Genomic DNA, 21,125 nt, shown 5'->3' on the forward strand with positions numbered 1-21,125 from the left:
CGCACAAGAACAAGCAATACCGGTATTTATATCAAAGTGCCACTATTCGGCTTTCTGCTTTTCAAGGGCAAGTTGATACAACAGGTTCTTGCGCACACCGGTAATTTCCGCGGCAAGTGCCGCCGCCCGCTTCAGCGGCAACTCGGCCAACAGCAGGTCGAGCACACGCTGCGCCTCGGCGCTGATGGCCTGCTCGCCCTCCGGCGCACTCCAGCCGCCGACCAGCACCACGCATTCACCGCGCTGCTGGTTGCTATCACCAGCAACGAATGCACGTAGCTCCGCCAGCGGCAAACCCTTCAGGGTCTCGAAGGTTTTAGTCAATTCGCGCGCCAGCAACGCCGGGCGGTCGCCACCAAATACCGCTTCCATGTCCTCAAGGCACTCCAGGATCCGGTGCGGGGCCTCATAGAAAATCAGCGTACGCGGCTCTTCCTTTACTTGCTCCAGGCGTGCCCGACGCCCGGCCTGCTTGGCCGGCAGGAAGCCTTCGAAGATGAAGCGGTCCGACGGCAAGCCGGCTGCCGACAGCGCGGCGATCAAAGCACAGGCGCCCGGCACCGGCACCACGTTCACGCCCGCGGCCCGCGCCTGGCGCACCAGGTGGTAACCCGGATCGGAAATCAGCGGCGTGCCGGCATCGGAAACCAGCGCCACATGCTCACCCGCGAGCAGCTTGGTGAGAAAGCGCCCGCCCTCGTCGCGCTCGTTGTGCTCATGGCAGGCCGCCAACGGCGTATCGATGCCAAAGTGTTGCAGCAGGCGGATCGAATGACGGGTGTCTTCGGCGGCGATCAGGGCCACATCCGCCAGCACCTTCAGCGCCCGGGCGCTCATGTCGTCGAGATTGCCGATGGGGGTTGCCACCACATACAGCGTCCCCACCGTGGATTTCGAAGCCCCTGCCACATCAGTCACTGCGTACACCTGTCATTTGGATCAAAGGCGCCATTGTAGCCCGAGCGCCTGCAACAGGGCGCAAAGATCTTCGCCGGCGATCAGCAACAAGCCGCCTATAGTGAAGGATCGACACAGCAACATCGCGCCCCGGCCAGTGCTTGGGTACAATTGCCGGCCAACTTGATCGAGTAACAGGACCTTTACATGATCGCTTGCCTGCGGCTGCTCACAGCCCTCTGCCTCGCCGCCCTGCTGGCAGCCTGCGCCAGCTCGCCCTCATCCAGCCTGGGCGAACTGCCACGCACCCCGGACGCCAGCATCGAGCAACTGCTCGAAAAAGCCGCTTCCAGCAAGTCTGCTGAAGACGCGGCCCTGCTGCGCCTGAGCGCGGCCGACCTGGCCTACAAGCAGAAGGATTTCCCACGCGCCGCACGCATTCTCGAGCAGGTTCCGCTGGACACGCTCAAGCCGGCCCAGCAAGTGTTCGCCAGCACCCTCGCCGCCGAGCTGGCCATGAGCCGCAACCAGCCCAAAGCGGCCCTGGCTGCCCTGGCCCACCCCAGCCTGCAGCGCGTAGCTGAGCTGCCAAAGGAACAGCAAGCGCGCACCTACAACGTGCATGCCGCCGCCCTCGAAGCCGACGGCCAGGCCTTGGCGGCCGCACAACAGCGCGTGCTGCTGGCCCCGCTGCTCAGCGGCCAGGCCGCCAGCGCCAACAATGACGCCATCTGGGCCCTGGTTGCCTCACTGCCGGCAGAGCAACTGCAACAGCCAGCCAACGATCAGACCCTGGCCGGCTGGACCAGCCTGGCCTTCGCCGTGAAAAGTGCAGGCACCCTGGAACAGCAACAAGCGGCCATCGAGACCTGGGTCAAACAACACCCGGACCACCCTGCCGCCCAGCAACTGCCGCTGGCGCTGACCAAGCTCAAGGAACTGGCCAGCCAACCGCTGACCAAGGTCGCCCTGCTGCTGCCTCAGGAGGGCCCGCTGGCCGGTGTTGCCCGCGCCCTGCGTGACGGCTTCATGGCCGCTCACTTCCAGGCCCAGCAAGCCGGCCAACCGGCACCTGCCGTGCAGGTGTTCGACAGCTCGCGCATCGGCTCGCTCGATGACTTCTATCGCCAGGCCCAGGCCGCCGGCGTGCAACTGGTCATCGGCCCGCTGGAAAAGCCGCTGGTGAAGCAACTGGCCGCCAAACCGCAATTGCCGATCACTACCCTGGCCCTGAACTACGCCGACGCCGGCCAGAAAGCCCCGCCGCAACTGTTCCAGTTCGGCCTGGCTGCCGAAGACGAAGCCCGCGAAGTAGCCCGCCGCGCCCGCGCCGATGGCATGGTCCGCGCCGTGGCCCTGGTGCCGAGCGGTGAATGGGGCGACCGCGTACTGGCCGCCTTCCGTCAGGACTGGGAAGGCAATGGTGGCACCCTGCTCGCCGCCGAGCGCATCGCCCAGCCGGTCGCCCTGGCCCAGCAGATTGCCGACCTGTTCCAACTGCGCCAGAGCGAAGGCCGCGCCAAGAGCCTGCAAAGCACGGTAGGCGGCAGCATTGCCGCACAACCGTCGCGCCGCCAGGACATCGACTTCATCTTCCTCGCCTCGACCCCACAGCAGGCCCAGCAGATCAAGCCGACCCTGAACTTCCAGTACGCCGGTGACGTACCGGTCTACGCCACCTCGAACCTGTACAGCGCCAGCGGTGACGTCAACCAGTACAACGACATGAACGGCATCCGCTTCTGCGAAACGCCGTGGCTGCTCGACACCAGCAACAGCCTGCGCCAACAGGTCGTACAGCAGTGGCCACAGGCCGCTGGCAGCCTGGGCCGTCTGTATGCCATGGGCGTCGATGCCTACAGCCTGGCGCCACGCCTGGGCCAGCTGAAAGCACTGCCGGACAACCGCGTCCTGGGCCTTTCGGGCAGCCTGAGCATCAACGCCAACCAACGCGTCGAGCGCCAGCTGCCATGGGCCGAGTTTGCCGGCGGCCAGGTCAAGCGCCTGCCTGACACCCCGCGCTGATGCCTGCAGCATCGCCTACCCGTGCCGGGCAAGCAGCAGAGACCCAAGCCCTTGAGTACCTTCAGGGGCAAGGCCTGCAACTGCTGGCACGCAACTGGCGATGCAAAGGCGGTGAGCTTGATCTGGTCATGCTCGACGCCGATACAGTAGTATTCGTCGAAGTCCGCTACCGGTTGCACGCGGGCTTCGGAGGCGCCCTCGACAGTATCGATGGGCGCAAGCAGAAACGGCTGGTGCTTGCCGCCAGCCTGTTCCTGCAGAAGGAGCCCCACTGGGGCAACCACCCCTGCCGCTTCGACGTAGTCGCCCTGCAGGGCAGCCACCATGCAGGCAGACCGCTTCAATGGCTGAAAAACGCCTTCGAATGCTGAACCCACTTCGTTTTTTTTGCTCTATGTTTCGCGGGCTGGTCGTTGTTGCGCGTAGCAAAGGCCACCGCCCCACTTAAGGTCACCAGATGGACATGCAATCCCGAATTCGCCGGCTGTTTCAGGCCAGCATCGATACCAAGCAACAGGCAATGGACATCCTGGCACCGCACATCGAGCAGGCCAGCCTGGTCATGGTCAATGCGCTGCTCAACGAGGGCAAGATGCTCGCCTGTGGCAACGGCGGCTCGGCCGGCGATGCCCAGCACTTTTCTTCAGAGCTGCTCAACCGCTTCGAGCGCGAGCGCCCGAGCCTGCCGGCCATCGCGCTGACCACCGACAGCTCGACCCTGACCTCTATCGCCAACGACTACAGCTACAACGAAGTCTTTTCCAAGCAGATCCGCGCCCTGGGCCAGCCCGGCGACGTTCTGCTGGCGATCTCCACCAGCGGCAACTCGGCCAACGTCATTCAAGCGATTCAGGCCGCACATGACCGCGAAATGATTGTCGTAGCATTGACTGGTCGCGACGGCGGCGGCATGGCTTCGCTGCTGCTGCCCGAGGACGTGGAAATCCGCGTTCCTTCGACGGTTACCGCGCGCATCCAGGAAGTCCACCTGCTGGCGATCCACTGCCTGTGCGATCTGATCGACAGCCAACTGTTCGGGAGTGAAGAATGACCCCTATGCGCCTCGGCCTGATGGCCCTGACCCTGTGCCTGAGCGTCACCGGATGCAGCTCGGTACTCACCTCTACTCGCAATTCGCCGATTGAGGACGATCGCGGTACGCGCACCATTGGCAGCAAGATCGACGACTCGTTGATCGAGACCAAGGCCGCCGTGAACATCTCCAAGGCCAACCCAGACCTGGACAAGGGCTCGCACATCGTTGTCAGCAGCTACAACGGCATTGTCCTGCTGGCCGGCCAGACCCCACGCGCCGACCTCAAGAGCCTGGCCGAGCAAACCGCCAGCCAGGTACAACGGGTCAAGAAAGTGCACAACGAGCTGCAGGTGATGCAGCCCTCCTCCATCCTGGCGCGCAACAACGACGCCTGGCTGACCACCAAGATCAAGACCCAGATGCTGACCGACAATGCGGTGCCAAGCTCGCGCATCAAGGTGATCACCGAAAACGGCATCGTCTACCTGCTTGGCCTGGTCACCCAGCAAGAGGCCAACTCGGCCACTGCCGTGGTGCAAGGCGTGTCGGGCGTGCAAAAGATCGTCAAGCTGTTCGAGTACATCGACTGACTCTCCGGCCTCTTCGCGGCTAAAGCCGCTCCTACAGGGGTACGCTACACCCTGTAGGAGCGGCTTTAGCCGCGAAGAGGCCGGCGCAGACAACACCCTCAAGAAACCCAGGAAACACCGCATGAAAAAGCTTCTGCTGCCCGCCCTGCTGATCGGCACCTTCGCCACCCTGGCCGGCTGCTCCACCCCAAGCCTGATCACCCTCAACGATGGCCGTGAAATTCAGGCTGTCGATGCACCAAAGTTCGACCGCGACGCCGGCTTCTACGAGTTCCAACAGCTCGACGGCAAGCGCACCCGCATCAACAAGGACCAGGTACGCACCATCAGCGACCTGTAACCCAGATTGGCGGTAAAGAAAAAGGCGATCCGGTTGGATCGCCTTTTTTGTTACTTGACCACTTTCAGGCTTGGCCGACCAGTCGGACGCGGCGGCTGGCCACCGCCCTCTGGCGGGCCATCGTCATCCGGCTGTACATCATCGTCTTCAAGGTCGTCGCCATCCATCAACGGGGACTCCAGCTCGAAGACCATACCCTGGCCATTTTCGCGAGCATAAATGCCCAGGATGGCGCCAACCGGCACGTACAACGAATGAGGCACGCCACCGAAGCGGCCATCGAAACTGACCGCTTCGTTGTCCATGTTCAGGCTGCGCACGGCACTTGGCGAGATATTCAAGACGATCTGGCCATCACTGGCGAAACCATCCGGCACCTGAACTTTCGGGAATTCGGCATTGACCAGCATATGGGGCGTGCAATCGTTGTCGACGATCCACTCGTACAGTGCTCGAACCAGATAGGGGCGACTGGAGTTCATCAACGGCTCCTTAAAGCTTGCGCATTTCACGTTCTACGGAGGACAGGCTCGCCTGGAAAGACTCGCGGGCGAACTGGCGCTCCATGTAATCAAGCAGCGGCTTGGCTTGCCGCGGCAACTCGATACCCAACACCGGCAGACGCCAGAGTATGGGCAATAGACAGCAATCGACCAGGCTTTGCTCATCACTCATGAAGCAGGCGAACTCGCTGAACAACGGCGAGACCCCGGTCAGGCTTTCACGCAAGGCCTTACGCGCATCGGCTCGGACAGCCTCTTTGCTGCGCGGGTCGAGGACGGTATCGGCCAGGGCACACCAGTCGCGCTGGATGCGGTGAATCAGCAAACGGCTGTTGCCGCGCGCAACCGGGTAGACCGGCATCAGCGGCGGGTGCGGGTAACGCTCTTCGAGGTATTCCATCACCACGGTCGACTCATACAACGCCAGGTCTCGGTCGACCAAAGTCGGCACGCTGCCGTAAGGGTTGACCTCGACCAGCTTGGGCGGCAGGCGAGCTGGGTCGACATCGATGACCTGCACGCTCACACCCTTCTCGGCCAGCACCAGGCGAACCCGATGAGAATAGTGATCAGCGGGATCGGAATAGCAGGCTAACCTGTTGGTTGCGCCCATGTAGCGGCTCCTCGCACGGGATGCTTGTGACACTGTAAATGAAAACGCGCCCGGGGCACCCTGGCAGTATTGCCAGGGCGCCACGGGCGCGTTCAACAACCAGAAACTACTGCGTGATCAGTGCACGTCCTTCCAGTATTCACGCTTGAGCAAGTAGGCGAATACGAAGAAGAAAGCCAGGTACAGCAACACGTAGGTACCGATGCGCTGGCTTTCCAGTTTGACCGGGTTGGCCGAATAGGCCAGGAAGGTCACCAGGTTCTTGACCTTCTCGTCGAACTGCTCAGTGGTCAGGGTACCGGATTTCGGCGTAATGGTCAGCTGGTCACAGGCTTCATGGGTTATCGGGCTACCGGTCAACGGGTCGAATTGCTTCTTGCCATCGGTCACGGTCTGCACCTGCTTGCAGCCGATCACCTGGTTACCCTGCAGGCCAACCAACACGTTCGGCATGCCGACGTTCGGGAACACCTTGTTGTTCACCCCGTAAGGCCGCGACGGGTCCTCGTAGAAGCTGCGCAGATAGGTGTACAGCCAGTCGGTACCGCGCACCCGAGCCACCAGGGTCAGGTCGGGTGGCGCAGCGCCGAACCAAGTCTTGGCGTCGCTGGGCTTCATGCCGATCTGCATGTGGTCACCGATCTTGGCACCGGTGAACACCAGCTTCTCGAGCATCAGCTCGTGCGGAATGCCCAGGTCATCGGCCACTCGCTCGTAACGCTGGAACTTGGCACTGTGGCAACCCATGCAATAGTTGGCGAAGGTACGCGCACCGTCCTGCATGGCGGCCTTGTCGGTCAGGTCGATATCGGCCTTGTCCAGCTCCAGGCCGTGTTCGGCAGCGAAGGAAAAGGCAGGCATCACTGCCAGCAAAAATACTGCAATCAACTTTTTCATCAGCCAGTCACCCTTTCCGGAACCGGTTTGGTCTTCTCGAGCCTTGTGTAGAACGGCATCAGCAGGAAGTAGGCGAAGTACAGCACCGTGCATACCTGCGACAACAAGGTACGCCCAGGTGTCGGCGCCAGTACGCCCAGCACGCCGAGGATGACGAAGGCCACGCAGAACACCAGCAGGAAGACCTTGCTGATCCAGCCCTTGTAACGCATGGAACGCACCGGGCTACGGTCGAGCCAGGGCAGTACGAACAGCACGGCGATGGCCGCACCCATGGCAATGACACCCATCAGCTTGTCGGGCACCGCACGCAGGATCGCGTAGAAGGGTGTGAAGTACCACACCGGTGCGATGTGCTCAGGGGTCTTGAACGCGTTGGCCTGCTCGAAGTTCGGTTTTTCCAGGAAGTAACCGCCCATTTCCGGGAAGAAGAACACCACGGCGCAGAACACGAACAGGAACACCACCACCCCGACAATGTCTTTGACGGTGTAGTACGGGTGGAACGGAATGCCGTCCAGCGGAATGCCGTTTTCGTCCTTTTTCTTCTTGATGTCCACGCCATCAGGGTTGTTCGAACCCACTTCGTGCAGCGCAAGGATATGCAGCACCACCAGGCCGAGAATCACGATTGGCAGGGCAACCACGTGCAGGGCGAAGAAGCGGTTCAGGGTGATGCCCGAGATCAGGTAGTCACCACGGATCCACTGGGTGAGGTCGTCACCGATCACCGGGATGGCACCGAACAGCGAAATGATCACCTGGGCGCCCCAGTAAGACATCTGCCCCCACGGCAACAGGTAGCCCATGAACGCTTCAGCCATCAGCGCCAGGTAGATCAGCATGCCGAACAACCAGACCAGTTCGCGTGGCTTCTGGTAGGAGCCGTAGAGCAGGCCGCGGAACATGTGCAGGTAGACCACGATGAAGAACGCAGACGCACCGGTAGAGTGCAGGTAGCGCAGAATCCAGCCGTACTCCACATCACGCATGATGTACTCGACCGAGGCGAACGCCTCTTCCGCCGAGGGCGTGAAGCTCATGGTCAGCCACACGCCGGTAACGATCTGATTCACCAATACCAGCAATGCCAAGGAGCCGAAGAAATACAGGAAGTTGAAGTTCTTGGGCGCGTAATACTTGCTCAGGTGGTCTTCCCACATCTTGGTGGCGGGGAAGCGAGCATCAATCCAGTCCATGAACTTGCTCATCATGCGTTCTCCTGGTCGACGCCAATGACGATGATCTCGTCCGACTCGTAAGAGTGCGGTGGCACGGGCAGGTTGAGAGGCGCCGGCTGCGACTTGTAGACACGGCCAGCCAGGTCATAGTGGGAGCCGTGGCATGGGCAGAAGTAGCCACCTACCCATTTCGGGCCAAGGTCGGCGGGCGCGACTTCCGGGCGGAAGGTGGGCGAGCAACCCAGGTGCGTGCAGAGGCCCACGAGAATGAGGATTTCCGGCTTGATCGAGCGAACCTCGGGGTCGACGTAAGCCGGCTGGACCGAGGCCTTGGACTCTGGATCAGACAGATCGCCGGTGATTTTTTTCAGGTTACCGAGAATCTCCTCCGTTCGGCGCACGATGAATACGGGCTGGCCACGCCACTCGGCCACCATCTGCTGCCCGGCCTCGACCTTGGCAATATTGACCTTCACCGGTGCACCCGCGGCTTTCGCCTTGGCACTGGGAAACCATGACCCCACGAACGGTACCGCAGCCCCCACTGCTCCCGCTGCCCCGACCACGGATGTCGCGGCTACGAGGAAGCGGCGCCGGCCTGCGTTGACGCCGTCATTGCTCATTCAGTCCTCTCCCATCAGCTTGCTTGGCCTGTTGAACCAGGCTTGTACTTAGGTTGTGTCAATGGCACTAAAAATTGGCCGCCATGGTAAGAAACAAATCCACACACTGACAAGGTGATTACCCCGGCAAGGGTGACAACCCGCGCTTTGCTTGATCTGTGTCTATGCGACAAGCGGCCACTGACATGCTGACAGGTTAGTTCAAGCCAAAAAAAAAGCCCGGTTCCAAGGAACCGGGCTTTTTTCGACTGCCGAAGCGGTATTAACGCTTGGAGTACTGAGGACGCTTACGCGCTTTACGCAGACCCACTTTCTTACGCTCAACTTCACGAGCGTCGCGGGTGACGTAGCCAGCACGACGCAGAGCGCCACGCAGGGTTTCGTCGTATTCCATCAGAGCGCGGGTGATACCGTGACGGATCGCACCGGCTTGACCGCTGACACCACCACCGGAAACGGTGACGTAGATGTCGAACTTCTCAACGGTTTCGGTCAGCTCGAGTGGCTGGCGAACAACCATGCGAGCGGTTTCGCGACCGAAGAACACGTCCAGAGAACGGTTGTTGATGGAAATGTTACCAGTACCCGGACGCAGGAATACGCGAGCGGTTGCGGTCTTGCGACGGCCAGTGCCGTAATTTTGAGTCGCCGACATAATGAACTATCCCGTTAGATCTTCAGTTCTTGAGGCTGCTGAGCAGTGTGTGGGTGAGCAGCACCCGCGTACACTTTCAGCTTGCGGTACATGTCGCGACCCAGCGGGTTCTTAGGCAGCATGCCTTTGACCGCGGTTTCGATAACACGCTCAGGGGCCTTGGCGATCAACTTCTCGAAGTTGATTTCCTTGATACCGCCCGGGAAGCCGGAGTGGGAGTAGTACATTTTGTCGGAAGACTTGGCACCAGTCACACGAACCTGCTCGGCGTTGATAACGACGATGTAGTCGCCGGTGTCAACGTGAGGGGTGTATTCTGGTTTGTGTTTGCCACGCAGACGGGTAGCGATTTCGGTAGCCAGACGACCCAGGGTCTGGCCAGCGGCGTCGACTACGAACCACTCGCGCTTTACTGTTTCCGGTTTAGCAGTAAAAGTTTTCATTCTCTAAAGCCTCAGAGGCCGCCCAGCGAAAAATAGACGGCGAATCTTACTGGATAGTGCACAGCTTGCCAAGGGCAAGCGCGCAGCCGAACACAGACGCTTTTGGGGGCTCGGGTCGGGCACGCCAATGTTCGACGGGGTTCTTCCTGCGTGATGGTGCATCACTTCCGCCACGCGGAGAGGGGCTGAATTATCCAGATTGCGAGAAAAATTTCAACCTGCTTTGATAGGCTTCTATTGCCAAGGAGTGTCTAACCGATGGAATACCGTCAGCTCGGCCGTACCGACCTCAACGTCAGCGCCCTGTGCCTGGGCACCATGACCTGGGGCGAGCAGAACGTTGAAGCCGAGGCCTTCGAACAGATTGCCCGGGCCAAGAAAGCCGGGGTCAACTTCATCGACACCGCCGAAATGTACCCGGTGCCACCCCGCCCGGAAACCTACGCTGCCACCGAACGCATCATCGGCAACTGGTTCCGGGCCAACGGCGATCGCGATGACTGGGTCCTGGCCAGCAAGGTCGCAGGCCCCGGCAACGGGATCAGCCACATCCGCGACGGCCAGCTCAAGCACAACCGCCAGCACATCGTCGCGGCGCTGGACGAAAGCCTCAAGCGCCTGCAAACCGACCGTATCGACCTGTATCAGTTGCACTGGCCGGAGCGCAGCACCAACTTCTTCGGCAAGCTGGGCTACCAGCACCTGCCACAGGACCATTTCACCCCGCTGGAAGAAACCCTCGAAGTACTCGACGAGCAGGTGCACGCGGGCAAGATCCGCCACATTGGCCTGTCCAACGAAACGCCGTGGGGCACCATGAAGTTCCTGCAGTTGGCCGAAAGCCGTGGCTGGCCGCGGGCGGTGTCGATCCAGAACCCGTATAACCTGCTCAACCGCAGCTTCGAGGTAGGCCTGGCGGAAGTGGCCATCCGCGAGCAGTGCGGCCTGCTGGCCTATTCGCCGCTGGCCTTCGGCATGCTCTCGGGCAAGTACGAGAACGGCGCACGGCCGGGCAACGCACGCCTGACCCTGTTCAGCCGCTTTGCCCGTTATTCCAACCCGCAGACCGTGGCAGCCTGCAGCCGCTATGTGCAACTGGCCCGCGAGCACGGCCTGGACCCGGCGCAGATGGCCCTGGCGTTCGTCACCCGACAGCCGTTCGTGACCAGCAACATCATCGGTGCCACCAGCCTGCAACAGCTGGACAGCAACCTGGCGAGCCTTGAGCTGAACCTGAGCGATGAGTTGCTGGCGGCGATTGAAGCCATCCACCAGGAGCAGCCTAACCCGGCACCTTGAGCTGCAAAGCAGCCCCGCTGTTACATGGGGTAGACACAATCGCCAAAAAATAAGACGATCCAGCCGGTGATTGACCACTCTACCCTATAAGAACAATGACAATGATGTTTACCCAACCCTCCGCGTCGCTGCGGCGCGTCAGCATCCTGGCCATTGACAAGGTGTTTGCTTCGACCTTGATGCAGGCCAAGGACTTCTTCCACCTCGCCAGCCTGCGCTACAGCAAGCAGCTGGGCCTGGGTTTGCAGCCCATGTTCGAAATCCGCCTGGTGAGCCCCGACGGCCAACCTGTGGACAGCTTCAGCAATGTGCAGCTACCGGTCGATGGTGGCCTGGACGACGCCGATGTGATCATTCTCCCGGCCTACTGGGATGACTTCGACAACCTCCTGCAACGTTACCCGCAGGTGCTGCCGTGGCTGCGTGAGCAGCACGCGCGTGGCGCGGTGCTTTGCGCCGAGGCCAGTGGCGTGTTCTGGCTGGCCGAGTCGGGCCTGCTCGACGGCAAGGAGGCCACCACCTACTGGCGCTTCTTCAGCAGCTTTGCCGAACGCTTCCCGAAGATCCGCCTGAACCAGGACAAGCACCTGACCGATGCCGACAATATCTATTGCGCCGGCGGTGCAACTTCAGCCTGCGACCTGTACATCTACCTGATCGAGCGCTTCTGCGGTGCCAATGTGGCCCGTGCGGTGTCACGCGACATTCTTTACGAAGTGCAACGCAACTACACCCCGGGGCGCATGGGCTTTGGCGGGCAAAAACTGCACCAGGACCTGATCATCCTGCAGATTCAGCACTGGCTGGAAGAGCACTTCGCCGACAAGTTCCGCTTCGAAGATGTGGCCCGCAACCACGGCATGAGCATCCGCAACTTCATGCGCCGGTTCCAGGGCGCAACGGGTGACAAGCCGCTGCACTACCTGCAACGGCTACGCATCGAGACAGCCAAGGGGTTGTTGTCGAGCACGCGCAAGAGCATCAAGACCATCAGCTACGAGGTCGGTTATGACGATGCCAGTTTCTTCGCGCGGCTGTTTCGCCAGCACACCGAGCTGTCACCAAACCAGTATCGGCAGCAGTTCATGCAAGAGGCTTGAGGCCAATGGGGCCGCTTTGCGGCCCCCAAATTTATGGCTTGTGCGCGCGCGACAGGAATTCGTGCGACTGCATCTCCAGCAACCGGCTCAGGGTACGCTGGAACTCGAAGCTCAGGCGCCCACCGGTATACAGGTCCTTTAGTTCCACCTCGGCCGAGATGATCAACTTGACGTTGCGGTCGTAGAACTCGTCCACCATATTGATGAAGCGACGGGCGATGTCGTCGGTGGTAACGCCCATCTGCTCCACGTTGCTGAGCAACACGGCGTGGAAGATCTTGCCCAGTTCGATGTAGTCGTTCTGGCTGCGCGGCCCGTCGCACAGGGCGCGGAAGTCGAACCAGGCGACGTCGTCGCACGTACGCAGGGCATTGATCGGGCGGTTCTCGATCATCAGCACGTCGTTCTCGACCGCCTGGGTGCACTCAGGGGTCAGCGCCTTGAAGCTGGCACGCATGCTCTGATGCGCCGCATCATTGAGCGGGAAGTGGAACAGTTCGGCCTGTTCCAGATGACGCAGGCGGTAGTCGACGCCGCTATCCACGTTCACCACGTCGGTGTACTGCTTGATCATGGCGATGGCCGGCAGGAAGCGCGCACGTTGCAGGCCGTCTTTGTACAAGCCGTCCGGCACGATGTTGGAGGTGGCCACCAGCGATACGCCGTTCTTGAACAGTTCTTCCATCAGAGTGCCGAGGATCATGGCATCGGTAATGTCCGACACGAAGAATTCGTCGAAGCAGATGACCTTGGCTTCTTCGCTGAAGCGCTTGGCGATGATGGTCAGCGGGTTCTTCTCGCCCTTGAGGGTTTTCATTTCCTCGTGCACGCGCTTCATGAAGCGGTGGAAGTGCGTGCGCATCTTCTGCTTGAACGGCAGCGCTTCATAGAAGGTATCGACCAGGTAGGTCTTGCCTCGCCCTACCCCACCCCAGAAGTACAGGCCCTTGACCGGGGTCTGCTCCTTCTTGCCGAACAACTTGCCGAACATGCCTGGCTTATTGTTCTGCGCCTGCACCAGGTCGTCGTACAGGCGCTGCAGGTGACGCACCGCAGTTTCCTGCGCCGCGTCATGGAAGAAGTCGGGACGTTTCAGATCTGCTTGATAGCGTTCTAAGGGAGTCATGATTCGTTAGCGAGGCAACAAAAAACGGGCCGTCACTGTAGCGACAGGCCCGCTTAATGGCAATCAGACTTGCGTCAATATGCCTCAGTCGTGCTGTGGTGCCAGGGCATCACGCAGGCTTTGAATGGCCACATCACGGGCTTCGGTGCTGTCGAACTGCGGCCCGTCGGCAACCTGCTCGCCATTCAGCCACAGGCCGAAGCTCAGGCCTTCAACCCGTACATCGGCCTCGCCACCCTGTTGCAGCTGCTTGCTCACGGCGCCGGCGCTCTTGCCGTCGGCAAAGCTGCGCGACAGCAGCAGTTGCTCGCCGTCAGCGGCCAGCAGGCGGAAGCGGAAGCTGCCATCTTCGTCACGGAAGCTGACAAAGCGCGCACTCTTGGCGGCTTTTTTCTTCACTTCGGTAGTGGCCTGCACGCCAGTACGGAACGAACGCAGGCCAACGGCTTCGCGCAGTTGCTCGAGGAACGGCGTGGCAATCTTGCGGGCCTTGGCGGCGCCGGCCAGCAGGATGTCTTCCAGGTCCGCCGGGCGGGCGATCAACTGGTGGTAGTACTCGCGTTTTTCGGCCAGCTGGCCATCCAGCAACTGGAACAGGCGCTGCTTGGCATCGCCCCAGCCCAGACCCTGCAGCAGCTCTTCACGGAAGCCGGCGCATTGCTCCGGCGTCGAGAAAGCCTGGTACAGGGTGAACAGGTGCGAGTTGTCCGGGTCTTTCGCTTCGCCTGGCGCGCGCGAGTCGGTGACGATGCGCGAAATGGCGTCCTTCATGTCCTTGGCGCTGGTGAACAACGGGATGGTGTTGTCATAGCTCTTGGACATCTTGCGCCCATCCAGGCCGGGCAGCGTGGCCACGCTTTCTTCGATCACCGCTTCTGGCAGGGCGAAGAAGTCCTGGCCCTGACCGAACAGGTGGTTGAAGCGTTGGCCGATGTCGCGGGCCATTTCCACGTGCTGGATCTGGTCACGGCCAACCGGCACCTTGTTGGCGTTGAACATCAGGATGTCGGCAGCCATCAGCACCGGGTAGCTGAACAGGCCCATGCTCACGCCGGCGTCCGGGTCTTCGCCGCTCTCGACGTTCTTGTCCACCGAGGCCTTGTAGGCATGGGCACGGTTCAGCAGGCCCTTGGCGGCAACGCAGGTCAGCAGCCAGGTCAGCTCGGGGATTTCCGGGATATCGGACTGGCGGTAGAAGGTCACCTTGTCCGGGTCCAGCCCACCGGCCAACCAAGTGGCGGCGATTTCCAGACGCGAACGTTGAATGCGCTGCGGGTCGTCGCACTTGATCAGGGCGTGGTAGTCGGCCAGGAAGTAGAACGAGTCGACACCGGGCTGCTGGCTGGCACGGATCGCCGGGCGGATGGCGCCGGCGTAGTTGCCCAGGTGCGGTGTGCCGGTGGTGGTGATACCGGTAAGAATGCGCGTGGTCATGGGTGTTCGCTTATTCAGGCTTGGCTCAGTTCGAAAGGCGCGGCAGCAGCAGATCCTTCAGATCGGTCAGCTTGCCATGGAAGAAGTGTCCGCATTCTGCCACTTTCAGCAGCTCATGGGGGCGCGACAAGCTGTCGGACCACTCGTAAACCAGCTGCGGTGCGACGACTTCGTCGGCGTCCGGTTGCACCACGGTGATCGGGCAACGCTGCGGCACCGGGAACTCGGTGGTCAGGCGCATGACGGCGGGGGCGATCATGAACAGATGCTGCAACTGCGTGCCTGCAGCTTCCAGGCGCCCAGCCAGACTGGTGGCCACGAAACCACCGAACGAGAAGCCCATCAGCACAAGTGGCAGCTCGGGGTGTTTGGCACGCAGCCAGGCGGCAGCGGCCTCGGCATCGGCTACTTCGCCAGCGCCCATGTCATGGCTACCGGCGCTCTGGCCAACACCACGGTAGTTGAAACGCAGGGTCACATAGCCGGCATCACGTGCGGTGCGCTGCAGGGTCGAGACCACCTTGTTGAGCATGGTGCCGCCCTGGACCGGGTTGGGGTGGCAGATCAGCACCGCGCCACGGGCGTCGGCCACGTCCAGGTACAAGGCTTCCAGCTGGCCGCTGGGGCCATCGATGAACAAGGGGGTTTCGCGGACAAGCAAGGCACTACTCCGTGACCTCGGGAAGGGTCGATTCGTCTAGGTGAGGAATTCTGTTCTGATTTGCGATCGCTCGCGGTATACAGCGCAGGTCTGAGCCGTTAACGTAAAGCAAAGCCGTTTATAGAGGAAGGACTCGTGGAACTCTCGCTCCTTGTTTGGTTGTTGCCAACCCTGGCCCTGGTCATCGGTGTGGCGGTCGGTTTCATCGTTGCCCGCCTGCTGCCCAATGCGGCGCCGAGCAACACCCAGCGCCAACTGGATGATATCCAGAAGCGTTTCGACAGCTACCAGAACGAAGTGGTCACCCACTTCAACAGCACCGCCATGCTGGTCAAGAAACTGACCCAGAGCTACCAGGACGTACAGGATCACCTGGCCGAAGGCGCCAACAGCCTGGCCCTCGACGACGTCACCCGCCAGCGCCTGCTGGCTGCGCTGCATTCCGAAGCGCCGCAAGGCCCGCGTGACCGCCTGACCCCGCCGAAGGACACCGCCGAAGTGCCACGCGACTATGCGCCAAAAGCGCCGAACTCGCCGGGCATGCTCGACGAGAGCTACGGGCTCAAGCGCTGATCGGCTGAACATGAAAAAGGCCTCGCAAGAGGCCTTTTTTGTGGGCTGGTACAGGCTGCCTATTTGCAAGCCTGCAATGCCTGCTCGACATCCGCCAGCAGGTCTTCCACATCCTCCAGCCCCACCGACAACCGCACCAATCCTTCCGATATGCCGTGATGCGCCCGCTCCTGCGGCGTGTAACTGGAATGCGTCATGCTCGCCGGATGCTGCGCCAGCGATTCGGCATCACCCAAGCTCACCGCCCGTGCAAACAGCTGCAGCGCATTCATGAAGCGCCGCCCGGCGTCGATCCCCCCCTTGAGCTCGAAGGCAATCATCCCACCCGGCAAGCGCATCTGCCGCTGCGCCAGTTCGTATTGGGCGAACGACGGCAAACCTGGGTAGTGAATAAGTTCCACCTGCGGCTGCCGCGCGAGGAACTGCGCCACCTGCAAGGCGTTGGCGCAATGGCGGTCCATGCGCAGGGCCAAGGTCTTGATACCGCGCATCAGCAGCGACGCGTCATGCGGCGACAGCACCGCCCCGGTCATGTCCTTCAGCCCCTCCAGGCGAATGCGGTCGACCAGCGCCTTACGCCCCACCACCAGGCCCGCCGTGATATCACCATGGCCACTGAGGTACTTGGTCGCCGAATGCACCACCAGGTCCGCCCCAAGCTCCAGCGGCCGCTGCAGGTACGGCGTGCAATAGGTGTTGTCGACCACCACAAGTACATCACGCCCTCGTACTGCCTCGACGACCGCTGCTATATCCACCAGTTGCATGTTGGGGTTGGCCGGCGTTTCGAAGTAGATCATCCGCGTTTTGCTGTTGATCGCCGCTTTCAGGGCCTTGGCATCGTTGAGGTCGACATGGTGGATCTTTACCCCGAACTCGCCAATGCCGTGATGCAGGAAAGCGAACGTGCAGCCATACAAAGTACGCCCGACAATCAGTTCATCGCCAGGCCGCAGCAAGGTCCAGATGGTCGAAGTGATCGCGCCCATCCCCGACGCCAGCGCCAGCCCCGCCTCACCGCCCTCCAACGAAGCCATGCGTTGCTCGAGCAAGGCCAGGGTCGGGTTGGAGATGCGGCTGTAGAAATGCCCCGTTTCCTCCCCGGCGAAGCACGCAGCGCCGTATTCGACAGTGGGGAAGGCATAAGTAGCGGTCTGGTACACCGGTGGCACCAGGGCACCACCGTGGGAAAGCGGGTCGTAGCCATGGTGAATGGCCCGCGTGGAAAAACCGGTGTTGTTATGGGAGTCGCGCATGGCAACAGCCTCTTGTGGTTTGTTATAAGCTTATGCCACCGGGCTGCCCGATTTTTTCCAAATTGGCCCACGCATACGCGTGCTTGTTGGAACGAAAACAATAATCAACGGACCAGGAGGGCAAAACATGCCTTCAAGCCTCGATCGCACCGACCGCGCCCTGCTGGCTGCCTTGCAGGACAACGCCCGCCTCACCATCGCCGAGCTCGCCGACCAGGTGGCGCTGACCACCTCGCCCTGCTGGCGACGGGTCAAGCTTCTGGAAGACAACGGCTACATCACCGGCTACCAGGCCCTCCTCTCGCCCAAGTCGCTGGGGTTTGGCGTGACCGCGTTCGTCAGCATCATGATGGACTCGCACACCAAGGACATGGCGCTGGCGTTCGAGCAGCGGCTGATGGAAATCCCCGAAATCGTCGCCTGCCACAACATCTCCGGGCGCTATGACTTCTTGCTGGAGATTCTGGCGCGGGACCTGGAGTCGTTTGGCGAATTTACCCGGGAAGTGCTGCAACGGCTGCCGGGGGTGAAGGAGATCTATTCGAGTTTTTCCTACAAGGCGGTGAAGGAGAAACGGGTGATACCTGTGTCGGAAAAACACATCTAAGACAGATCTTTCCGAGTGCCAGGAAGCTTCCCACCGATTGACAGGCCGGAGCTGACATACCGCGAATTCAATATACGTAAAGCTAGCCCGTGTAGTGACCAGGAGAACCTACATGGCACGGGACAACACGTATTATCTCGATGAAGCGCTGTACATCAGTGCGCAAGCACCAACAGGTGCCGAACTAAGTTTGATTGGTGGCGGTGGTGGTGGACCGGGCGCAGGTGGCTGGGGGCTAAGCGATGGTTATCCACGCGGGACCAGCCCAACCAAAAATGACATCGCACGGGTCATTTCCACTCGCAGGGTGCTGACAGAAGAGTTTCAGATTATAGAGAAGGACTATTCAGACAAATATGCCCACGAAGTAAATCAGATCCCTGAAACCATTGCTGCACTGAAAGCCCAGATCAAAGCCGAGGCGAACAGTGCAAACGGCGCGGCCTCCACACTTTCAACAGAACAACAAATCCTGTCGTCACGCATCAGTCAGATTCGTGACGGTTATTTGCAGATTTTACCCGACGCCAATAACTACTTTGGCGTACCCGCATTCTACAAGCGCGGCGATTCAATGATGAGCCGGTTTCTGGACCCGGGCTTCTTCGCAGCAACAACAGGCCAGGAGCTCGGTGTGGAATGGGCCACAAGGCTGCAGAGGGCTTGGGATGGCACCTACCGTTTACACATCGAAGCTCAAAAGCACCAAGCGCTGGCAGACGAACTTGAGGGCCTCGCAAGGCAAGTGGATCAGGAGGAGCTCAACCACCAGCCTCTAAATCTGCTGGAAATGATCGCGCGTCGAACAGCTCAGATTCACGCAGAGCGGCAAATACATTTCGATTGTTTACCCAACGTTCTTCAGCATGAGTTAGGGCAAACCGTCATTGACGACGCGCTCACGCTTGTTCAAACCCTCAGTGCCTACCTTGCAACCGCTGCTGCCTTGGTGCAGGCCAAGCAATCGCAAATTCCGGCGTACCATGATCAAAACCCCCGCATCAACGCCCCCCTGTCGAAGCCTCAACTTGAAGGGCTTTTGCATCTTGTAGATGAACAACGATTACGCCGGGCCGGCCCGCGCTGGCAGGAATACCACCTCACACTGGCGCTAAACGAATCGATCAGATTCCTGGGCGTATATGCAGGTGCCACGCAAAACCTGATGCAGCGCGCCGCTGAAGTGGAGAACCTCCAAAGTCAATTCGCCGCACAGGAAAAAGCTGCACGCCAGCAGGCCGAAGCTGCGCGCTTGGCTGCAGAAGCCGAGCGGCAAAGGCAAGAGGCTCTGCGGCGGAGCATTTCCTATATCAATGAAGCGCGTTTGGCGGGACTGACGCCTGCCGTAATCCCCATTGGTGCTACCTCTTTTGCAGTAGCCGAAGCGGCTTACTCGGCTTTGGGTGAAGCAATCACGGCCGCGATTGCCCGCCTTGTTGCTACGACTATCCCTTCGCTTGCAGTAGGCACACTTGCGATGGCCTGGCCGTCAACGCTGGGTAACGGTGAGCGCCGTTATCTTATCAGCACCCCGCTAGCCAGCCTTACGCCACCCGGTGGGCCTGACCTTGCAACCTTGGCAGCGTCATCAACCAGCATCGACCTGCCGTATCTGCTGGCTGGATCCGAGCACCCAAATGGCATGGACCTGTATGTGGTGGCTGGGGGTAAACCGGTACCGGTACGCGCTGCGACATTCGACAGTGAGCGGCAGGTCTACAGCCTGGCGCTGGATAACCCGCAGCGGATTTTGACCTGGACACCTTCCAGCGCGCCGGGCGGTGAAGGTGGAAGTTCTATAAGCTTGCCGCCAGCGCCGCCCGGTACCGTCGTTTACACCGGCAGTACCCTGAACCCCGTCAGCACCGAGACGGAGGGTTACCCCGCGCTGGATTTGCTGGACCAGGAACGGCTGATCATCACCTTCCCCATGGACTCGGGTTTACCGCCTATTCTGGTGGTGTTCAAAAGCCCGCGGTACGAGCCAGGTACATCGACCGGAACTGGTACACAGGTATCAGATACATGGCGTAAATCGGCAGCCAACCTCGAAGGGGCTCCAATTCCTGCGCAGATTGCTGATCTTCTCAGAGACAGAGAATTCAGGAGTTTTGACGCGTTTAGGGGGCAGTTCTGGAAGGCTGTGGCTAACGATCCTGAGCTCTCCAAACAATTCAGCGAAAGGGACTTGGCGCGCATGAAGAAAAATGGAAATTCACCGCTGGTGGATGACGAGGACATTTACATGAGTCAAATGACTTTCGTGATTCATCACGTGATACCAATAAGTGAAGGCGGTGGCGTTTACGACATGAGCAATTTGAAAGTCGTAACCCCTAAGGTTCATAACACCATTCATTACGGAGAAAAGCCATGATACTCAAGGAAAATCTAAGCGACTATACAGAGCAGGAATTTCTGGAGTTTTTAGCTGAAATTGACAGAGCAAATGAAGACGAACCTGATCAAGTGCTAACCCCTTTGCTACAACATTTCAGAAAAATCACTGAACACCCCTCTGGAATAAATCTCCTCTACAGACCAGCTACACCAGAGGATGGCAAGCCCGAGAAAATTATAGAAATCATCAAGTCTTGGCGAGCCGCCAACGGAAAAAGCGGTTTCAAGTCTTAACTCGACACATGCTCCGTCCGGCCAACGGCAAAGAAGGATTCAAACCTAGCTAAATAGAGCGAGGTCCTGATCTGTCAGGGCCTTCAGTTACACTCTATATAAATTAAACAAGCAGCTCTCAAAGGAACTAGAAGATTACCGTAACCGCTCTTGTACTCAGCGCAAGGTCAACCACCTCAACAGGTGAGAGATCCCGTGTAAATTCAGCACCACCAAAGTATACGCCGGGATGAAATATCAAATCCATTACGCGTTCGTTAGGAATATTCACTTCCAACATAAGAAGCCAAAAATCAACGTCATGCTCAGCCCCTTCACACTCCATCCCTCTTCGCGCCATCTCCACCAACTCATCTTTGGTAACATCAGCAACCGGCTGAATATACGGCTCATACAGAACCTTACGCACCCAGGTGTTATGGTCTTGCGCGCCATAAATCCCCTGAAAATCTCGGAAATCAAATTCAGTCGCGGCTAGCCGATTAAATTCGATAACGAGGTGCTCCGTCAGATCACGCTTCCCACAGTCTATTTCCTCTGAAAGCTCACACAGCTTCGAAACTAACTGTTCATCCAGCTCAGGCGGCATCAGTTCTCTACGCAGATCCATACGATTCTCCCTCATAAACTTT

24 protein-coding genes are annotated in these 21,125 nt (G+C 59.9%); 11 read left to right on the forward strand and 13 right to left on the reverse strand.

The features are described 5' to 3' along the window. Nucleotides 1-42: 42 nt before the first annotated feature. Nucleotides 43-918 (reverse strand): 16S rRNA (cytidine(1402)-2'-O)-methyltransferase, encoded by an 876-nt coding sequence (rsmI, locus tag ACNQP3_RS24050; RefSeq protein WP_012274067.1) that lies wholly within the window; start codon nucleotides 916-918, stop codon nucleotides 43-45. Between the two features lie 186 nt (nucleotides 919-1,104). On the opposite strand from rsmI, the gene ACNQP3_RS24055 reads away from it, so the two are divergent. From ACNQP3_RS24055 to ACNQP3_RS24075, 5 genes are all read left to right on the forward strand, one after another. After that, nucleotides 1,105-2,922 (forward strand): penicillin-binding protein activator, encoded by a 1,818-nt coding sequence (locus ACNQP3_RS24055; RefSeq protein ID WP_012274068.1) that lies wholly within the window; start codon nucleotides 1,105-1,107, stop codon nucleotides 2,920-2,922. Continuing rightward, complete coding sequence (locus ACNQP3_RS24060) at nucleotides 2,922-3,293, forward strand: YraN family protein (RefSeq protein WP_012274069.1); 372 nt, start codon at nucleotides 2,922-2,924, stop codon at nucleotides 3,291-3,293. The genes ACNQP3_RS24055 and ACNQP3_RS24060 overlap by 1 nt, the downstream gene beginning before the upstream one ends. A gap of 86 nt (nucleotides 3,294-3,379) precedes the next feature. After that, nucleotides 3,380-3,973 carry a phosphoheptose isomerase gene (locus tag ACNQP3_RS24065; protein WP_012274070.1) on the forward strand — a complete coding sequence of 198 codons (594 nt, stop codon included), beginning with the start codon at nucleotides 3,380-3,382 and terminating at the stop codon, nucleotides 3,971-3,973. Then, complete coding sequence (locus ACNQP3_RS24070) at nucleotides 3,970-4,548, forward strand: BON domain-containing protein (protein WP_012274071.1); 579 nt, start codon at nucleotides 3,970-3,972, stop codon at nucleotides 4,546-4,548. Before ACNQP3_RS24065 ends, ACNQP3_RS24070 begins: the two co-directional genes overlap by 4 nt. Before the next feature lie 121 nt (nucleotides 4,549-4,669). After that, nucleotides 4,670-4,888: a YgdI/YgdR family lipoprotein gene (locus ACNQP3_RS24075; protein ID WP_012274072.1), complete on the forward strand. Its 219-nt coding sequence runs from the start codon at nucleotides 4,670-4,672 to the stop codon at nucleotides 4,886-4,888. Between the two features lie 50 nt (nucleotides 4,889-4,938). On the opposite strand, the gene ACNQP3_RS24080 is transcribed toward ACNQP3_RS24075, so the two are convergent. The 7 genes from ACNQP3_RS24080 to rplM all read right to left on the reverse strand — a co-directional run bounded on the left by ACNQP3_RS24080 (nucleotide 4,939) and on the right by rplM (nucleotide 9,803). Further along, entirely contained in the window at nucleotides 4,939-5,370 is a 432-nt protein-coding gene (locus ACNQP3_RS24080) for a ClpXP protease specificity-enhancing factor (protein ID WP_060493235.1), read from the reverse strand. A gap of 10 nt (nucleotides 5,371-5,380) precedes the next feature. Further along, nucleotides 5,381-6,004: a glutathione S-transferase N-terminal domain-containing protein gene (locus tag ACNQP3_RS24085; RefSeq protein ID WP_012274074.1), complete on the reverse strand. Its 624-nt coding sequence runs from the start codon at nucleotides 6,002-6,004 to the stop codon at nucleotides 5,381-5,383. 117 nt (nucleotides 6,005-6,121) lie between these two features. Then, nucleotides 6,122-6,901, reverse strand: a complete 780-nt coding sequence (locus ACNQP3_RS24090; RefSeq protein WP_012274075.1) for a cytochrome c1 — start codon at nucleotides 6,899-6,901, stop codon at nucleotides 6,122-6,124. Next, nucleotides 6,901-8,112 (reverse strand): cytochrome b, encoded by a 1,212-nt coding sequence (locus tag ACNQP3_RS24095; RefSeq protein ID WP_003251825.1) that lies wholly within the window; start codon nucleotides 8,110-8,112, stop codon nucleotides 6,901-6,903. Before ACNQP3_RS24095 ends, ACNQP3_RS24090 begins: the two co-directional genes overlap by 1 nt. Beyond that, nucleotides 8,112-8,705, reverse strand: coding sequence for a ubiquinol-cytochrome c reductase iron-sulfur subunit (gene petA / locus ACNQP3_RS24100; protein ID WP_003251823.1), 594 nt, complete (start codon nucleotides 8,703-8,705; stop codon nucleotides 8,112-8,114). Before petA ends, ACNQP3_RS24095 begins: the two co-directional genes overlap by 1 nt. Before the next feature lie 262 nt (nucleotides 8,706-8,967). After that, nucleotides 8,968-9,360 (reverse strand): 30S ribosomal protein S9, encoded by a 393-nt coding sequence (gene rpsI / locus ACNQP3_RS24105; protein WP_003260797.1) that lies wholly within the window; start codon nucleotides 9,358-9,360, stop codon nucleotides 8,968-8,970. A gap of 14 nt (nucleotides 9,361-9,374) precedes the next feature. Continuing rightward, nucleotides 9,375-9,803, reverse strand: coding sequence for a 50S ribosomal protein L13 (gene rplM, locus ACNQP3_RS24110; RefSeq protein ID WP_003251819.1), 429 nt, complete (start codon nucleotides 9,801-9,803; stop codon nucleotides 9,375-9,377). A 258-nt stretch (nucleotides 9,804-10,061) separates the two neighbouring features. On the opposite strand from rplM, the gene ACNQP3_RS24115 reads away from it, so the two are divergent. Both ACNQP3_RS24115 and ACNQP3_RS24120 read left to right on the forward strand, forming a co-directional pair. After that, nucleotides 10,062-11,102, forward strand: a complete 1,041-nt coding sequence (locus ACNQP3_RS24115; RefSeq protein ID WP_012274076.1) for an NADP(H)-dependent aldo-keto reductase — start codon at nucleotides 10,062-10,064, stop codon at nucleotides 11,100-11,102. 179 nt (nucleotides 11,103-11,281) lie between these two features. After that, a complete protein-coding gene (locus tag ACNQP3_RS24120; protein WP_171577226.1) occupies nucleotides 11,282-12,202 on the forward strand; it encodes a GlxA family transcriptional regulator in 921 nt (306 codons plus the stop codon). A 31-nt stretch (nucleotides 12,203-12,233) separates the two neighbouring features. Here the strand turns inward: ACNQP3_RS24120 and zapE are convergent, their stop codons facing one another. From zapE to ACNQP3_RS24135, 3 genes are all read right to left on the reverse strand, one after another. Next, nucleotides 12,234-13,328: a cell division protein ZapE gene (zapE, locus tag ACNQP3_RS24125; protein WP_012274078.1), complete on the reverse strand. Its 1,095-nt coding sequence runs from the start codon at nucleotides 13,326-13,328 to the stop codon at nucleotides 12,234-12,236. Between the two features lie 84 nt (nucleotides 13,329-13,412). Continuing rightward, nucleotides 13,413-14,762, reverse strand: coding sequence for a tryptophan--tRNA ligase (locus ACNQP3_RS24130; RefSeq protein ID WP_069942704.1), 1,350 nt, complete (start codon nucleotides 14,760-14,762; stop codon nucleotides 13,413-13,415). Nucleotides 14,763-14,787: 25 nt separating this feature from the next. After that, a complete protein-coding gene (locus tag ACNQP3_RS24135) occupies nucleotides 14,788-15,423 on the reverse strand; it encodes an alpha/beta hydrolase (RefSeq protein ID WP_012274080.1) in 636 nt (211 codons plus the stop codon). 135 nt (nucleotides 15,424-15,558) lie between these two features. Here ACNQP3_RS24135 and ACNQP3_RS24140 point away from each other — a divergent pair, with 135 nt between their 5' ends. Then, nucleotides 15,559-15,996, forward strand: coding sequence for a YhcB family protein (locus tag ACNQP3_RS24140; protein WP_012274081.1), 438 nt, complete (start codon nucleotides 15,559-15,561; stop codon nucleotides 15,994-15,996). A 59-nt stretch (nucleotides 15,997-16,055) separates the two neighbouring features. On the opposite strand, the gene ACNQP3_RS24145 is transcribed toward ACNQP3_RS24140, so the two are convergent. Further along, on the reverse strand, nucleotides 16,056-17,252 hold the full coding sequence (locus ACNQP3_RS24145) for a methionine gamma-lyase (RefSeq protein WP_060493237.1): 1,197 nt from the start codon (nucleotides 17,250-17,252) through the stop codon (nucleotides 16,056-16,058). Between the two features lie 127 nt (nucleotides 17,253-17,379). Between ACNQP3_RS24145 and ACNQP3_RS24150 the strand changes: the two genes are divergently transcribed. From ACNQP3_RS24150 to ACNQP3_RS24160, 3 genes are all read left to right on the forward strand, one after another. After that, complete coding sequence (locus tag ACNQP3_RS24150) at nucleotides 17,380-17,859, forward strand: Lrp/AsnC family transcriptional regulator (RefSeq protein WP_264316527.1); 480 nt, start codon at nucleotides 17,380-17,382, stop codon at nucleotides 17,857-17,859. 112 nt (nucleotides 17,860-17,971) lie between these two features. Beyond that, nucleotides 17,972-20,236: an S-type pyocin domain-containing protein gene (locus tag ACNQP3_RS24155; RefSeq protein ID WP_264316528.1), complete on the forward strand. Its 2,265-nt coding sequence runs from the start codon at nucleotides 17,972-17,974 to the stop codon at nucleotides 20,234-20,236. Next, the gene (locus tag ACNQP3_RS24160; RefSeq protein ID WP_264316529.1) at nucleotides 20,233-20,493 is read left to right on the forward strand and encodes a bacteriocin immunity protein; all 261 of its coding nucleotides are present in this window, start codon (nucleotides 20,233-20,235) and stop codon (nucleotides 20,491-20,493) included. The genes ACNQP3_RS24155 and ACNQP3_RS24160 overlap by 4 nt, the downstream gene beginning before the upstream one ends. Nucleotides 20,494-20,620: 127 nt before the next feature. Here ACNQP3_RS24160 and ACNQP3_RS24165 read toward each other — a convergent pair whose 3' ends face one another. Then, nucleotides 20,621-21,103 carry a hypothetical protein gene (locus ACNQP3_RS24165; protein WP_264316530.1) on the reverse strand — a complete coding sequence of 161 codons (483 nt, stop codon included), beginning with the start codon at nucleotides 21,101-21,103 and terminating at the stop codon, nucleotides 20,621-20,623. Nucleotides 21,104-21,125 lie beyond the last annotated feature (22 nt).

The organism is Pseudomonas sp. LFS074, assembly GCF_047978165.1.
In the GTDB taxonomy this organism is placed as follows: Bacteria; Pseudomonadota; Gammaproteobacteria; order Pseudomonadales; family Pseudomonadaceae; genus Aquipseudomonas; species Aquipseudomonas putida_P.